Genomic DNA, 16331 nt, shown 5'->3' on the forward strand with positions numbered 1-16331 from the left:
CAAGTCTCGCAAGTAAACAGGGGAAAGCGGATGCTTATGTCCGCCGTACGCTCTTGCGAGGTTTCGATACGCTGTATGGCCAAGCTCATCCGCAATGACCGCTCCACGTTGCCCGCCGATCTCAGTATGGTCGAAGGCAATGTCCTCGTTATCAAAGTCGTGGGGCTGGGATTCAATAAGAAGCATCTGGTCCTGAAATCCGGCTCGCCTGAACTGTTGTCGGTTCATGCGGATCGACCGGATGACCGGAAGCTGGAGCAATCCGTCAAATTGACGGTCGTGGCGAAGGCCTTGCGGCAGGAACGAGTGGTCGAGGTGACCGCGTATGTCAATGACGGGAGGACTAGCGTGGTCGATGCAGGCACTCCCAGGATCCGAATCAAGATTCTCCCGTATCTGCATTTGCCCGCCCAGGATTCCGAGTTGGGCATCCTGACCAGGATGCTGATCCTGGAAACCGCGGGGCCAGAGCATCCAAATTATGCGGGCGCGGCTGAAGCGCGCCAATCCATGCAATGGATGATTCGTCTGTTGCGGAACCGCCTTGAGGCAGGGCCTCACCATTTTTCGAATAAGCCCAGCGAGGCCGCCAACCTGGCGGTAACCTCGATGACCGATGTGGTTAAGATCCCGGGTCAGGTGGAGGCCTTCCCTCGATATCCCAACCTGCCCGACAAGAAAGTGGCACTCATCAAGAGGACCCTGGATCTCGCGAATGATGCGACGCAGGGGCGCTTTCCGGCTTACCGCGAGTTGCTGGAGAACGCCATTTCGGTGGCGGGGAGCCCACCGATTGCGGATCCCTGCCCGACCAAGCTGTACGGATGGAAAACTCAGGGTGCGCCAAGTCCTGGAAGAAACTTTAAATATTTCCGAAGCTTAGGGGGGCAGGATTTCTATACCCTGACGCCGGAATTCCGGGCCGACGTGTTGAAAATCAAGTGAAGGGCGACGCGCATGAAGGCATGGTTCGCGGTTCTCGTTCTTGCGATTCCCTTGTTTGCTCGCGCGCACGGCTTGCCTGACGAGCCGTTCCGCACGCCTCCGGACGAGCGCTTTCTGGTGTCGGCAAACCCGTATTACCACCAGCCCGAGAGGGCGATCAAGAACCGGGTGGCGTACTTCAAGAAGCAGGATGGCACCAACCATTTTTGTCTCGTCGGATATAAGTGGCGGGACGGCAATACGCAGGTGTGGCTGTATTGGCTGGAAGAGGGCAGCCTGGTTCAGTGGGACGGCAGCCTGGACCGGGAAATTCGAGAGGCCAGTCTGATGGATACTACCGATGGCGTGCGTTTGGCCGATATCCCCGCCGACGGCGAGGATCCCGGCCTGGGCGGAGCGCGGGTGACCCGTGTTCGGGCCTGGCATCAGTTGGTTGACGACTGCGAGCGGCACGGCCAGAAGTATGTCATTGCGCCTTTTGCCCTGAGTGGCAAATAGGCGCGCACGCACTGCATTCGCGGTCCGGCTCGCGGTATCCTACGGCGGAGATTTTCTCCGCTTTTTTATCCCTAATTCCGCGCAGCCGACCGCTGCCCTCGTGGGTGCCCATGCAGGACGCATCGCCTTCCTATTCCGATCTTTCTCTGCCCGAAATCGCCAGCCTGCCCGCAGCCGGCACGCTCGTGCTGACGGTGAACAACCGCCTGTCGCGCCGGCTCACGCTTGAACTGGCCGGGCTGCTGCGGCAGGAGCGCCAGGTCAGCGAACTGCCGCGCATCCTGCCGCTGTCCGCCTGGCTGGCCGAGTCCGCCAACGAACTCGCATTCGAGGCCGACGAAGGCGTGCCGGCTTACCGGCTGGACAGTTTCGCCACGCAGCTCGTCTGGACGGAAGCGATCCGCCTCGAAGAAGCCGAGCGCGTGCTGCTGGACGCCAGCCAGGCCGCGCGGCTGTCCATGGACGCCGATCTGTTGATGGACGAATGGGCCTTGCAGGTGCCGTCCGGCGCCGACACCGACGAATACCGCGGATTCGCGCGGTGGCGCGAACGCTATCGCCGCACGCTCGCGGGTATCGACGCCGAGGACGCGAACCAGGGCTACGCGCGCGTGTTGCGCGCGCTCGAGGAAGGCCGCTTGGCCACCCCCGCGCAATTGGTGCTTGCCGGATTCACGGACATCTCGCCGCGTTTCGAACGTCTGCTGCAGGCGTTTCAGGCGCAGGGCACGGATGTCGCGCAATGGCGTGACGCCCTGCGCGTGCAGGCATTGCCCCGGCGATTTGAGGCCGCCGACCAGGGGGCCGAATGGCGCGCCGCCGCCGACTGGGCGGCCCGGCAATTGAAGTCCAATCCCACCGGCCGCTATGCCATCGTCTCGCCGCAACTGGAAGCGGAATCGCCGTTTGCGCGGCGGGTGCTGGGGCAGGCGTTGGCTGGCCGCGATGGCGCGCCTGCCTTTGCCTTCAACGTCGCGGTTGGCCGACCGCTCGACGAATGGCCCATGGCGCGCGCCGCGCTGGCCTGGCTGCGCGCGTTGGCCGAATGCGCGCCCGGCAAGGGTTGCGGCGTCGACGTGCTGGGCGCCGCGCTGCTCGCGGGCCACTGCGCCGGCGACGTGCGCGATCGCGCGCGCCTCGCGTCGCTTGACGCGCGTTGGCGTCGCCAGGGCCAATTGCATGTCGGGCAGCAGGAATGGCGCAGGCTGCTGGCAGATCTTCCCGCACTGGCGCAGGCGTGGGACCAGGCCATGGAAATCTGGACGCGGGGCGGCCGCCAGGCCACGTGCGACGTCTGGATGCTGCGCATGAAAGCCGCGTTGACCGCCCTGGGCTTTCCCGGCGAAGCGGCGCTCGATAGCGTGGGCTATCAGGTCATGGGGGCCCTGGGCGATGCGCTGGGAAGTTTTTCGGCGCTGGCGCCGGCCGCTGGCCGCCTGGGCGGCGTGGCGGCGGTGAACCTCCTGGAAAGCGTGGCGCGTTCCTCGTCGTTCCAGCCGCAGCGCGATCCGCTGGCGCGGCTGGACGTGCTGGGCTTGCTGGAAGCGGAAGGAGGGGCCTGGGACGGCCTCTGGTTGCTCGGGCTGACCGATGACGTGCTGCCTGCCTCGCCCAAGCCCAATCCGCTATTGCCGCTGGCGGTGCTGCGCCAGGCCAGGGCGCCGCGCGCCACGCCCGAGCGCGAGCGCGAATGGGCCGAAGGCATGTACGCGGCGCTGTGCCGCTGCGCGCCGCAGATCATCGTCAGCCATGCGCACATGGACGGCGAGCGGGAGTTGCGCCCGTCGCCCCTGATCGCGGCCCTGGACCTGACCGACTGGGCGCCCGCCCAGGCCCCGGCACAGCCGGCCTTGCCCCAGGAATCGTTGGACGACGCGCAAGGTCCGCCCCTGGCTGCGGGAAGCCGCGGCGGCGGCGGTCTGGACGTGCTGGACACGCAGGCGCGCAATCCGCTGTGGGCTTTTGTGCGCCACCGCCTGGGCGGCCGCGAACTCGCCCCCTATGCCGATGCGGCCACCGTGAACGTGCGGGGCCAATTCCTGCACAAGGCGCTGGAAATCGTGTGGGGCATGATGCCCGACCAGGAATCGCTGCATGAACAGCTTGCCTGCGGCCGGTTGCCCGCGCTGCTGGAACAGGCCGTGGCGCAGGCCGCCGACGAAGAACTCAAGGAGTACGCGCCTGCGCTGCGGGCCCTGGAATGCCAGCGCGCGCAGGGCGTGCTGGCGTCCTGGCTGGACCTTGAGGCGCAGCGCCTGCCGTTCGCCGTGGCGCAGGTCGAAAAGAATCACCAGTGGCAGCGCGGCGCGCTCAACCTGAAGCTGCGGCTGGACCGCATCGACACCCTGCCCGACGGACGCAACGTCATTGTCGACTACAAGACCGGCGTGGCCGCGGCCAAGCCGGAGCCGGACTGGTCGCGCAACCGTCCCGTGAATGTGCAGTTGCCGTTCTACGCGTCCGTGCTGGCCGATGCCGCGGGCGGCGAAGCGGCGGGCCTGGTCCTGGCGCAGATCCACGCACGCCAGGTCGCTGCGCAAGGCCTGGCCGACGAAGACCTGGGCATTCCGGGCGTCACGCTGGCCAGCGAAAGCAAGTACTTCGACGGCCTGACATGGCCCGAGATCCGCCAGCGCTGGCGCGTGGCGATCGAGGGGCTGGCCGATGAATATGTCGCGGGGTATGCGGCCAACATGGCCTACCGGCGTGACGACCTGAAATACTGCGATGCATTGCCGTTCCTGCGTTTGCATCTTGACGACGAGGATGCATAAGCCATGGCCGAAATAGTTCGCCCGCAGCAGGCCGACCGAGAGCCTCAGGATCATGCCGCGCGTGCGGCGGCGCTGGACCCGGCGCGCTCCTTCCTGGTCCAGGCCCCCGCGGGGTCGGGCAAGACCGAGCTGCTGACCGATCGCATCCTGGCGCTGCTCGCTACCGTCAACCGCCCTGAGGAAATCGTCGCCATCACGTTCACGCGCAAGGCGGCGTCCGAGATGCACGCGCGCGTGCTCAGCAAGTTGCGGCGCGGGCTGGACGCGCCGCCCGAGGCCGCGCACGAACGCCGGAGCTGGGACCTGGCCCGCGCGGCGCTGGTGCGCAACGCCGAATTGGGCTGGCATCTGCTCGAGCATCCCGCGCGCCTGGCCATCCGCACCATCGACTCGTTCTGCGCGGGGTTGGTGCGCAGCATGCCGTGGCTGTCCGAGCTGGGCGGCATGCCCGACATCACGGACGACGCGCGTACCCACTACGAGGCCGCCGCCCGCGCCACGCTGGATCTGGCCGATGAATACGAGGCCGTGCGCATTCTGCTCAGGCACCTGGATGTCGACGTGCAGGCGGCAAAAGACGCGATCGCCGACATGCTGGGGCAGCGCGACCAGTGGCTGCCGCTGCTGCGGCACGGCTCCGATCGCGAGGCCCTGGAGGCCACGCTGGCCGAAGCCATCGGCGAAGACCTCGACGCGCTGTGCGCGGCCATGCCCTACGGCTGGTCCGAGGCGCTTTGCGGCCCGGCGCGCCTGGCCGCCGCCCACCTGCAGGACGGCGATGGGGACAACAAGCTTGCGGCGTTGCTGGACTGGACCGAAGACCTGCAGCCAGACGCCGAGCTGCTGGACGCGTGGCGCGCGGTCGCGCATCTGCTGCTGACCAGCACGGGGTCTCTGCGCAAGACCGTCACCAAGAACCTGGGATTTCCGCCCAAGTGCGCGCACAAGGAACCGTTCGTGGCATGGCTGGAAGGCGCGGACGCGCAGGCCGCGTGGGTGAGACGCCTGCATGCCGTGCGCGATATCCCGGCGCCGTATTTCACGGATGCGCAATGGGAAGTGCTGGGCGCCCAGCTCATGACGCTGGCGCTCGCCGTGGCGCAATTGCGGCTGCGGTTCGCCGACCAGGGAGAAGTCGACTTCATCGAAATCGCCCAGCGCGCCGCCGCCGCGTTAGGCAGCGCCGACGATCCTGGCGAACTGCTGCTCAAGCTGGACGCCTCGATCCGGCATCTGCTCATCGACGAGTTCCAGGACACCAGTCAGACGCAGCTCGACCTGCTGCGCACGCTGACCTCGGGCTGGCAGTCCGGCGACGGCCGCAGCCTGTTCCTGGTGGGCGATCCCATGCAATCGATCTACCGCTTCCGTAAGGCGGAGGTGGGCCTCTTCCTGGAGGTGGCGGACCAGGGCGTCGGCGAGGTCAAGCCCGACTTCCTGAACCTGACGGACAACTTCCGCTCCCAGGCCGGCATCGTGGATTGGGTGAACAAGTCGTTCGTGTCGCTGCTGCCCCAACGCAGCGACGCCGCGGCAGGCGCCATCGCCTACAGCCCGTCCACCGCCTTCCATCCGGCCTTGCCCGATCCCGCCGTGCGCTTTCATCCGGCCTGGTCGCGAGAGGGCGCGGCGCCCGCCGAAGCGCAGGCCGAGGATATCGCGGTGGGCCTGGTGCGCCAGGCCCTGATCGAGCACAAGGGCGCCAAGCATCCGGTGGCGATCCTGGTGCGCGCGCGCAGCCACCTGGGCAATCTGACCCGCCGGCTGGCACAGGAAGGCATCCGATGCCGCGCGGTGGATCTGGTGCCGCTGGCCCTGCGCCCGGTGGTGGCCGACCTGGTGCAGCTCGTGCGCGCCCTGTCGCATCCGGCCGACCGGTTGGCGTGGCTGTCGGTGCTGCGCGCGCCGTATTGCGGCTTGACGCTGACATCGCTGCAACGCCTGTTCGGCGACGACCACGTCACGCCGGTGCCGGTCCTGCTGGAACGCGCGCTACGCATGACGCCGCAGCCTGTCCTGGAGACAGGTGCGTCGGCCGCGGCGCCGCAGGGGTCGCTGTTCGACGCGCCCGCCGCAGAGCCCGACGCGCCGTCGGCCCAGGCTTTGCTCAGCGCCGACGAATTCGCCCGCCTGCGCCAGGTGGCGGCAGTCCTGCTTGACAAGCGCAACGCCTCAGGCGCGATCCCGTTCGCCGCGTGGGTCGAGTCGCTGTGGCGCCGCCTGGGCGGATCCGGCCTGTATGCGGGGCTATCGGTCGCCAATGACGCGGAAAGCCTGTTCCAGCTCGTCGAGCGCTTGGCGCCGCACGGCAACATCGACGTATCCGCGCTGGACGCCGGGATCGCGCGCCTCTTCGCCGCGCCGGACGCCGCCGACGAGGATGAAGGCGCGGTCGAAATCATGACCATGCACAAGTCCAAGGGCCTGCAGTTCGAAACCGTGATCCTCTACGGCCTGCACCGCGCTCCCCGCGGCGACCAGGCGCCGCTGGTGCGCTTCGAACAAAGCGGCGGCCGCGTCCTGTTCGGTCCCGTCAAGCCGCGCGCCGAAACCGAAGCCGACCCGGTCTCGCGCTACCTGGGCGCGCGCGAAGCCCGCCGCGCTTCCTACGAAATCGACCGCCTGCTCTACGTGGCCGCCACGCGCGCGCGCAAACGGCTGCATCTGGTGGGCCACGTGTCGATCGACGACGCCACCGGCCAGGCCAAGACACCGCCCGCAGCCAGCCTGCTCGGCCGCCTCTGGCCCTGCCTGACGCCGCCCGTGCCGCCGTCTTTGAACGAAGACACCACGCAGGCGCAGGACGATGCCCCCGAATGGCAGGGCGAGCCCCTGCGGCGCATCGACGGCGCCGGCCTGGCGCACCTGCAACGCCAATCCCAGGTCACCATGAGCGCGGGCTTCGCCACCGCCGCCCGCGGCGCCTGGGGCGAAGCCGCTGAACATCCCGCCTGGCAACTCGAAGCGGGCTACGACGCCGCCATCGGCACACTGGCCCACGCCTGGCTCGCCCGCATCGGCCAGGACGGCATCCAGGCATGGCCCGCCGATGCCCTGGCCCCGCGCCTACCCGCCATGCGCCGCCAGCTCACCCGCGCAGGCATCCCCGCCAGCCAGGCAGACGCAGCCGCCGAAGCCGTCCTCGACACCCTGCAAGCCACGCTCGCCGACGAGCGCGGCCTATGGCTCCTGTCCCAATCCGGCGCCCGCCGTGAATGGCCCCTCATCGACGCCGCAGGCAAGGTCTCGGTCATCGACCTAGCCCTCAGCACCGAAGACGGCTGGCTGATCGTCGACTACAAAACCGGCCGCCCCCATCCCGGCGAATCCCCCAACGCCTTCGCCACCCGCATGCGCCAACGCCACGGCGAACAACTGCAACGCTACTGCACCCAAGTCTCCGCCCTGGACGGCCGCCGCGCCCGCGCCGCCCTGTACTTCCCCCGCGCAAAAGCATGGATAGATCTGCCCTAATGAGTGAAGCAACCCAAAGTGAGTTAAGCCAAACAAAATAAGCCAAGCCCCCGCACTAAGCCGCCATCCCGAAAGCTAGGCAAAGCGAAGCGAGCCAAATGGGCCAGCGAAGGGAGGCCCTCCCCGAGTTAAGCCGCCCGTCCCCGACGCCAGGCAAAGCGAAGCGAGCCAAACGGGCCAGCGAAGCGAAGCCCTCCCCGAGCCAAGCCGCCCACCCCCAAAGCCAGGCAAAGCGAAGCGAGCCGAAGGGGCCAGCGAAGCGAAGCCCCCACCCCCTCCCCCTCGGGGGGAGGGCCGGGGAGGGGGCCCACATACTGCCCCTCGGGGCCCGCCAGTCGAGATTCGAGCGAGCGCGCGAAGCGCAGCTCTGCTAGAATCTCGACTGGCGGGCCCCTTCGCATGGTTCGACGGTGAACCTGGTCAGGTCGGGAACGAAGCAGCCATAGTCGTTTAGGGTCAGTGCCGGAGTAAGGCTCGCCAACCGGATTCTTCAAGGCAGGTAGCGTTTGCTACATCGCTTTCAAAGGGGACGGGGTTATTTTCCAAGGATTCAATCCACGGGAATAAGCCCGTCCCCTTTGCATTCCAGCCCGCTCGATCAACGGGTTCAACAATCAGGCTCTACAATCCAGCCATGACTTATCTGGTATTGGCCCGCAAGTGGCGGCCGCGATCGTTCGATACCCTGGTGGGACAGGATCACGTGGTGCGCGCGCTCACCCATGCGCTCGACACGCAACGCCTGCATCACGCCTGGTTGTTCACCGGCACCCGGGGCGTAGGCAAGACCACGCTCTCGCGCATCCTGGCCAAATCGCTCAACTGCGAAACCGGCATCACCTCCAAGCCTTGCGGCGTCTGCCGCGCCTGCACCGAAATCGATGCCGGGCGCTTTGTCGACTACCTCGAGCTGGACGCCGCGTCCAACCGCGGTGTCGAAGAGATGACCCAGCTCCTGGAGCAGGCGGTCTACGCGCCGGGCGCGGGGCGCTTCAAGGTCTACATGATCGACGAAGTCCACATGCTGACCGGGCATGCGTTCAACGCCATGCTCAAGACGCTGGAAGAGCCGCCGCCGCACGTCAAATTCATCCTGGCCACCACCGACCCGCAGAAGATCCCGGTGACGGTCCTGTCGCGCTGCCTGCAATTCAACCTGAAGCAGATGCCGGCCGACTCCATCGTCGGCCACCTGCAGGCCGTGCTGGGCCAGGAAGAGGTCGGTTTTGAAGTGCCGGCCCTGCGCCTGATCGGCCAGGCCGCGTCGGGTTCGATGCGCGACGCCTTGTCGCTTACCGACCAGGCCATCGCCTACAGCGCGGGCAACCTGACCGAGGACGCCGTGCGCGGCATGCTCGGCACCATCGACCAGCGCCATCTCGTCCGCCTGCTGGACGCCCTGTCAACGGGCGACGCCAAGGGCGTGCTGGCCGTGGCCGACGAGCTCGCGATCCGCGGGTTGTCCTATGCCGGCGCGCTGGCGGATCTGGCCGTGCTGCTGTCGCGCGTCGCCATCGAGCAGCGCGTGACTGGCGTCACCGCGGCTGAAGACCCGCTGGCGGCCGACATCGCGCGTCTCGCGCAGGCGTTGCATCCAGACGCCGTGCAACTGTTCTACTCCGTCGCGGTGCATAGCCGCGGCGAATTGACCCTGGCGCCGGACGAGTACGCAGGCTTCATCATGGCGTGCCTGCGCATGCTGTCGCTCAACGGCGATGCCGGGCCGCAGACCGCGCTGGAAGCGCCCGCCGCGCCCGCCCGTCAGGCAGCAGCCGAACCGGCCGTGGCCGCCGCCTCGCACGCCAACGCTGCGACGGGGGCTGAGGCGGGGGCTGACGCGGATGGGGCAACGCGCGCCCCGGCAATCGCCGCGCCGTCCTCCCACGCGTCCGCGGACAATGGCGCCCCAAGCCACGCCGCGTCGGGCAATGCGGCGGCCAACCAGGCTGCAGCAGGCGATGCGGCTGCGCCCAGCGAGGGCGAGGCAGCGCATGACGCCCGAGCCGATGCGGCCACGTCCGCTCCCATGGTGCCCGCAGCCGCAGCCGCAGCCGCAGCCACAGCCACAGCCACAGCTACCGCAGCCACAGCTACCGCCGCACCCGCAGCCGAACCCACAACCGCGCCCGTCGCCCCCGCGTCCGCCGCTCCGGCAGCCGAACCCCAGGTCGCCAGCACCCCGGCCACTGCCGGCGTTGCGCCCGACCCAGCGGCTGCCAGCCTCGCGTCCCGTTCACCGGCCGATCCTGCCGGCGTCCCGCAGGCGCAAGCGCCGGCCACCTCCGCGCCCAGCCCGCAACCGGCCGGCAACCACGGCGTTCCCCCATGGGAGGACTTGCCCGCTGACGCTTCCGATGCGCCCACCGGCGCCGCGGCTGCCAAGGCACAGGGCTCGGCCGCGCTGGCGGTGACGTCCGCCGCGGCAGCCATCGCGGCGTCGCCGGCCATGGACGACGCCGATGGTCCGCCGGCCTGGGTCGACGAAGAAATACCCTTTGAAGCCGAAGGCGGGTTCGTGCCCGACGGCGGCTTCACCTCCGATCCGGACGACGATTTCGAAACGCTGGCCACCACGCCCTCGACGGCGCCGGTGGCGCCAGCCCCCCGGCGTGCAGGCCCGGCGCCTGGCCGCAAGCGCGCGTCGCGCGCCCGCCTGTCCGACATGGATTCGGCGTCATGGCCCGAGCTGGCCGCCCGCCTCCCCGTGACCGGCCTGGCCGCCGAACTGGCGCGCCAGAGCGAATGGGCCGGTGTGCAGGGCGATGCGATCGTGCTGCGCGTGGCGGTCAAGACCCTGGCCGAAAGCGAAAGCCGCGTGCGCCTGCAAACCGTCCTGTGCGAACATTTCGGGCAAGGCATACGGCTGGACGTGCAGGTCGGCGTCACCGGCGACGCCACGGCCCATGCCGTGGCCAAGGCCGAGACCGCGGCGCGCCAGTTGGCCGCCGAAAACGCCGTGGCCGAAGATCCCTTCGTGCAGGCGCTGTTGGCGGATTTCGGCGGTCATGTCGTGCCCGGCTCGATCCGCCACGTAGATTCCCCGGCCGCCGCCTAGGGCGGCGGCCCCCCTCATTCCCCTCGTTCAAGGAAGCTCCCATCATGATGAAAGGACAACTCGCCGGCCTGATGCGCCAAGCGCAGCAGATGCAGGAAAACATGAAGAAGGCGCAGGACGCGCTGGCCGACATCCAGGTGGAAGGCGCCTCGGGCGGCGGCCTGGTGAAGGTCACCATGAGCTGCCGTCACGACGTCAAGCGCGTCGAGATCGACCCGTCGCTGCTGGCCGACGACAAGGACATGCTGGAAGACCTGGTCGCCGCCGCGTTCAACGACGCGCTGCGCAAGGCCGAAGCCACGTCCCAGGAAAAGATGGCCTCGGTGACCGCCGGCATGCCGCTGCCCCCGGGCATGAAGCTGCCCTTCTGATTGCCGCTGCCGTAGGCTGAGATGGATCCCTTGCTGCCTGAACCCGAGCCGCTCGTCACGCTGATCGAAGCGCTGCGGCGGCTGCCTGGCGTGGGCGTGCGCTCGGCCAGACGCATGGCCTATCACCTGTTGCAGCATGACCCGCAAGGCGCGGACATGCTGGGGCGGGCGCTCGCGGGCGCGGTGCGGGACCTCAAGCACTGCGCGCGCTGCAACAGCTTCTCGGAAGACGAGGTCTGCGCCACCTGCTCCAGCGCCAAGCGCGATCCCACGCTGCTGTGCATCGTGGAAACGCCAGCCGACCAGAACATGATCGAGTCCAGCCACGGCTACCGCGGCCTGTACTACGTGCTGATGGGCCGGGTGGCGCCGCTGGAAGGCATCGGTCCGCGCGAACTGGATTTCGATCGCGTGATCAAGCGCGCGACCGACGGTGTGGTGCAGGAGGTCATCCTCGCCACGAACTTCACCGCGGAAGGTGAGACCACGGCCCATTTCCTGGGCGAAGCGCTGGGCGAGCGCGGCCTGCGGGTCACGCGCCTGGCGCGCGGCGTGCCCGCCGGCAGCGAACTGGAATACGTCGACGCGGGCACCATCGCCTGGGCCCTGATGGAGCGCAAGACCACCTGACGCTCGCGGTATCAGAACGCCCTGCGGCTACGTATCGCCAGGGCCAGAAATGTGAGGAAGACAAGCCATGTCAGCGCTGACCGGACTGAAGGTCCTGGAACTCGGCACGCTCATCGCCGGTCCGTTCGCCGCGCGCATCTTCGGCGAATTCGGCGCCGACGTCATCAAGGTGGAAACCCCGCACGGCCCTGACGGCACGGGCGGCGGCGACCCCATCCGCAGTTGGCGCCATCTGCACGAGGGCAATTCCCTGTGGTGGACGGTGCAGGCCCGCAACAAGCAATCCATCGCGCTCAACCTGAAAGACCCGCGCGCCCAGGAGATCGCCCGCAAGCTGGCGCTGGACGCCGACGTGGTGGTCGAAAACTACCGGCCCGGCGTGCTGGAGAAGTGGGGCCTGGGCTACGAACAGCTGCGCGCCATCAACCCCGCCCTCATCATGGTGCGCCTGTCCGGCTATGGACAGACGGGCCCCATGAAGGACCAGCCAGGCTTTGGCGCCATCGGCGAATCGATGGGCGGCCTGCGCTACGTGTCCGGCCACCCGGACCGCCCGCCGCTGCGCGTCGGCATTTCCATCGGCGACTCCATCGCGGCCCTGCATGGCGTGATTGGCGCGATGATGGCGCTGCGCCATCGCGATGCCACCGGCGGCCGCTGGAACGGCAAGACGGGCGACGACTGCCAGGCAGGGCAGGGGCAGATGGTGGACGTGGCGCTGTACGAAGCCGTGTTCAACATGATGGAAAGCCTGGTCCCCGAGTACGACGTGGCCGGCGTGGTGCGCGAACGCACGGGCGGCGCGCTGCCCGGCATCGTGCCCTCCAATACCTACACCACCCGCGACGGACAGAACATCGTCATCGCGGGCAACGGCGACGCGATCTTCCATCGCCTGATGCGGGCGATCGGCCGCGACGATCTCGCCAAGGACCCGGAGCTGGTGCGCAACGACGGCCGCGCGCGGCGCGTCGACGAGATCGACGGCGCCATCCAGCAATGGTGCGACGGGCGCGGCATCGATGCGGCGCTGGATGCGCTCAAGCGCGCCGACGTGCCGGTGGGCAAGATCTACAGCGTGGCCGACATGTTCAGCGATCCGCAGTTCCTTGCGCGCCGCATGATCGAGCAGCACCGCCTTGCCGATGGCAGCCCCGTCAAGCTGCCCGCCGTGGTGCCCAAGCTGTCCGAAACGCCCGGCCAGACGCGCTGGGTGGGCCCGATATTAGGGGAACATACCGAGGAAGTCCTGAAATCGCTGGGGTATGATTCAGCGGCTATCGACGAGCTGGCGAAGACCGGCGCTATCGGCAAACCCGACAACCAGGAGACAAACCAATGACAGTCACCCGCCGTGAACTGCTCAAGATGGCCGGCGCTGCCGGCGTCATGGGCATGGCCCCCGCCATCGTGCGCGCGCAGAAGCTCGAAAAGACCAAGGTCCAGATCGCCGTCGGCGGCAAGCCGCTGATCTATTACCTTCCGCTCACTATCGCGGAAGTGCGCGGCTACTTCAAGGACGAAGGGCTGGACGTCAGCATCGCCGACTTCGCCGGCGGTTCCAAGGCCTTGCAGGCGGTCGTGGGCGGCAGCGCGGACGTGGTGTCCGGCGCGTTCGAGCACACGCTGTCCATGCATTCCAAGGGCCAGGCCTATCGCGCCTTCGTGCTGCAGGGCCGCGCGCCGATGATCGGCGTGGGCGTCTCCAAGAAGAACCTGCCCGGCTACAAGAGCGCGGCCGACCTGAAGGGCAAGAAGATCGGCGTGACCGCGCCGGGTTCGTCCACCAACATGGTGGTCAGCTTCTTCCTGGCCAAGCATGGCCTGAAGGCTTCCGACGTTTCGTTCATTGGCGTGGGCGCCGGCGCCGGCGCGGTCACCGCGCTGCGCAGCGGCCAGATCGACGCCATCTCCAACACCGACCCGGTGGTCTCGATGCTGGAAATGCCCGGCGAGATCCAGATCATCGTCGACACCCGCACGCTCAAGGACACGCAGGACATCTTCGGCGGCAACATGCCGGCGGGCAGCCTGTATGCGCCGCAGGCCTTCATCGACGCCAACCCCAACACCACGCAGGCGCTGACCAACGCCATCGTGCGCGCGGACAAGTGGATCCAGAAGGCCGGCCCCGAAGAAATCGCCAAGGTCGTCCCGGAAGCCTACCTGCTGGGCGACCCGGCGGTTTACAAGGCGGCGCTTGCCAAGAGCATGGAAGGCCTGTCGCCCGACGGCATGATCCCCGAAGACGGCGCCGCGACCGCGCTCAAGGCGCTGGCGGCCTACCAGGCTGAATTCAACGCCTCGAAGGTCGACCCCTCGAAGGTGTGGACCAACGATTTTGCGCGCCGCGCCAACGAGAAGTACGCCAATGGCTGAAGCTGCACTGTCGCTGGAAAACATAAGTTGCACCTTTGTCTCGCGTGATGACCGTTCGCAGCGCTACACCGCCGTCAGCGACACGACCCTGGCCATCGCGCCAGGGGAGTTCGTGTCGGTGGTGGGCCCGACCGGTTGCGGCAAGTCCACGTTGCTCAACGTCAGCGCAGGCCTCCTGGCGCCGTCCTCGGGGCAGGTGAAGGTCTTCGGCCAGCCCCTGGCCGGCATCAACGAACGCGCGGGCTACATGTTCCAGGGCGAGGCGCTGCTGCCTTGGCGCAGCGCGCTGGACAACGTCATCGCCGGCCTGGAGTTCGCCAACGTGCCACGCGCCGAGGCCCTGGAGCGCGGGCGCGAATGGATGCGCCGCGTCGGGCTGGGCGGCTTCGAAGGCCGCTATCCGCACCAGATGTCAGGCGGCATGCGCAAGCGCGCCATGCTGGCGCAGACGCTGATCCGCGATCCCGACATCATCCTGATGGACGAGCCGTTCTCCGCGCTGGACATCCAGACGCGCCAGCTCATGGAGAACGAGGTCCTGGACCTGTGGATGGCCAAGCGCAAGGCCGTGCTTTTCATCACCCACGACCTGGACGAAGCCATCGCGATGAGCGACCGCGTGATCGTGCTGTCGGCGGGTCCGGGCACCCATCCCATCGGAGAATTTGCAATCGATCTGCCGCGTCCGCGCGACGTGGCCGAAGTGCGCATCGACCCGCGCTTTGTCGAACTGCACGCCGCCATCTGGGGCGTGCTGCGCGAGGAAGTGCTCAAGGGCTATGCCCAACAGAAGCGAGCCTGAGCCATGCCCAAACTGATCAAATCCGGTTCCGGCAGCCTGCGCGTCTGGCAATTGCTGCTCCTTGTCATCATCCTGGGCGTCTGGCATTTCGCGTCGCGCGATCCCAAGGTTGCCTTCTTCTTCGGCGAACCGCTGAAGGTCTGGGGGCGCATTTGGGCCTGGTTCGTCACCAATGCCGATATCTACGGCCACCTGGCCGTGACGCTGACCGAGACCGTGCTGGCGTTTTTCATCGGCACCATCGCGGGACTGGCCTTCGGGCTGTGGCTGGGACTGTCGCCGCGCGCCAGCGCGATCCTCGATCCCTACATCAAGGCGGCGAATTCGATGCCGCGCGTCATCCTGGCGCCCATCTTCGGCATGTGGTTCGGCCTGGGCATCTGGTCCAAGGTGGCGCTGGCGGTCACGCTGGTGTTCTTCATCGTCTTCTTCAACGTCTACCAGGGCGTGCGGGAAGTCAGCCCCACCTTGCTGGACAACGCCCGCATGCTGGGCGCGCGCAAGCGCCAGTTGCTGCGCCACGTCTACCTGCCATCGGCCACGAGCTGGGTGTTTTCCAGCCTGCACACGTCCGTGGGCCTGGCTTTCGTGGGCGCGGTCGTGGGCGAATACCTGGGGTCGGCAAGCGGCGTGGGCTACCTGATCCTGCAGGCGGAAGGCACGTTCGACGTGAATACCGTGTTTGCCGGCATCATCGTGCTGACGGCCTTCGCGCTGGTCCTGGACACCATCGTCGGGGTGGGCGAAAAGCGCCTGATGAAGTGGCAGCCCAAGTCGGGCGAAACCGAAAAGCTGTAGCGGACTTTGCGCCGCGCTGCCGGCCTCAGGCCCGCAGCGCGCGCTGGCTGCGCAGCCAGCCAGTCAGACTGTCGAAGGCGTCGCGGGCGCCTTGCAGCGCCTGCGGCTCGTGGCCCAGCGCGCCCGCCTCGCTGTCCAGGTGCAGCAAAAAAGCCTTCCACAACGGTCCGAGCTGCTCGCCATAACCGTGCAGATAGCGCTGGGGCAGGTCGGGTGCCACTTCTTGCAGCCGCTTGGCCAGGAACCGCCCGCCCAGTTGCGATCCTTCCACCACGTAGGCCACGCCCAGCGCATAGGCATCCGGCGCCGCTACCGCGGGCGGATGCGCGCAATGCAGGACGGGCGTGACATCGCCGGCCATCTTCAGATCTTCGTACAGCCAGGCACTCTTGCCGGCGCGCTCCGATGCGCGCAGGGCTTCGGGCCAGTCCAGTTGCCAGAGCCGCTGTTCCAGCGGTTCCAGCCAGCCCAGAAGGGCGCGCAGGTAGGTCAGGTAGTCGTCGCGGTCGACATGGCTTTCGGCCAGCGCCAGGCCCTGGTCCAGCGTCTCGTGGCGATCGCGGGTGCCCTCGCGCAGCACCTGGTGAACGGGAGAGATCATGCGG

The 16331-nt window shown here is 67.8% G+C and carries 12 protein-coding genes and 1 other RNA gene; 12 read left to right on the forward strand and 1 reads right to left on the reverse strand.

What is annotated here, in order from left to right:
• The first annotated feature begins 75 nt into the window (after positions 1–75).
• The 12 genes from BMW75_RS09355 (at position 76) to BMW75_RS09415 (ending at position 15726) form a co-directional block, all read left to right on the forward strand.
• Complete coding sequence (locus BMW75_RS09355; protein WP_139208509.1) at positions 76–945, forward strand: hypothetical protein; 870 nt, start codon at positions 76–78, stop codon at positions 943–945.
• A 12-nt stretch (positions 946–957) separates the two neighbouring features.
• Complete coding sequence (locus BMW75_RS09360; RefSeq protein WP_092578816.1) at positions 958–1443, forward strand: hypothetical protein; 486 nt, start codon at positions 958–960, stop codon at positions 1441–1443.
• A gap of 110 nt (positions 1444–1553) precedes the next feature.
• Positions 1554–4217, forward strand: coding sequence for a PD-(D/E)XK nuclease family protein (locus BMW75_RS09365; protein WP_092578818.1), 2664 nt, complete (start codon positions 1554–1556; stop codon positions 4215–4217).
• Positions 4218–4220: 3 nt separating this feature from the next.
• Positions 4221–7691, forward strand: a complete 3471-nt coding sequence (locus BMW75_RS09370) for a UvrD-helicase domain-containing protein (protein WP_092578820.1) — start codon at positions 4221–4223, stop codon at positions 7689–7691.
• A 384-nt stretch (positions 7692–8075) separates the two neighbouring features.
• Positions 8076–8173: signal recognition particle sRNA small type (gene ffs, locus BMW75_RS09375), an RNA gene on the forward strand.
• Between the two features lie 152 nt (positions 8174–8325).
• Positions 8326–10746: a DNA polymerase III subunit gamma/tau gene (gene dnaX, locus BMW75_RS09380; RefSeq protein ID WP_175493130.1), complete on the forward strand. Its 2421-nt coding sequence runs from the start codon at positions 8326–8328 to the stop codon at positions 10744–10746.
• A 44-nt stretch (positions 10747–10790) separates the two neighbouring features.
• On the forward strand, positions 10791–11117 hold the full coding sequence (locus BMW75_RS09390) for a YbaB/EbfC family nucleoid-associated protein (RefSeq protein WP_076515890.1): 327 nt from the start codon (positions 10791–10793) through the stop codon (positions 11115–11117).
• 21 nt (positions 11118–11138) lie between these two features.
• Positions 11139–11747 (forward strand): recombination mediator RecR, encoded by a 609-nt coding sequence (recR, locus tag BMW75_RS09395; protein ID WP_092578822.1) that lies wholly within the window; start codon positions 11139–11141, stop codon positions 11745–11747.
• A gap of 67 nt (positions 11748–11814) precedes the next feature.
• Positions 11815–13089 carry a CaiB/BaiF CoA transferase family protein gene (locus BMW75_RS09400; RefSeq protein ID WP_092578824.1) on the forward strand — a complete coding sequence of 425 codons (1275 nt, stop codon included), beginning with the start codon at positions 11815–11817 and terminating at the stop codon, positions 13087–13089.
• On the forward strand, positions 13086–14126 hold the full coding sequence (locus tag BMW75_RS09405; protein ID WP_092578826.1) for an ABC transporter substrate-binding protein: 1041 nt from the start codon (positions 13086–13088) through the stop codon (positions 14124–14126). Before BMW75_RS09400 ends, BMW75_RS09405 begins: the two co-directional genes overlap by 4 nt.
• A complete protein-coding gene (locus tag BMW75_RS09410) occupies positions 14119–14928 on the forward strand; it encodes an ABC transporter ATP-binding protein (protein ID WP_092578828.1) in 810 nt (269 codons plus the stop codon). The genes BMW75_RS09405 and BMW75_RS09410 overlap by 8 nt, the downstream gene beginning before the upstream one ends.
• A gap of 3 nt (positions 14929–14931) precedes the next feature.
• Positions 14932–15726, forward strand: coding sequence for an ABC transporter permease (locus tag BMW75_RS09415; protein ID WP_092578830.1), 795 nt, complete (start codon positions 14932–14934; stop codon positions 15724–15726).
• A 25-nt stretch (positions 15727–15751) separates the two neighbouring features.
• Here BMW75_RS09415 and BMW75_RS09420 read toward each other — a convergent pair whose 3' ends face one another.
• Positions 15752–16327 (reverse strand): biliverdin-producing heme oxygenase, encoded by a 576-nt coding sequence (locus BMW75_RS09420; RefSeq protein ID WP_092578832.1) that lies wholly within the window; start codon positions 16325–16327, stop codon positions 15752–15754.
• Between the last annotated feature and the right edge of the window lie 4 nt (positions 16328–16331).

Source organism: Achromobacter sp. NFACC18-2 (assembly GCF_900108985.1).
GTDB lineage: Bacteria > Pseudomonadota > Gammaproteobacteria > Burkholderiales > Burkholderiaceae_B > Achromobacter.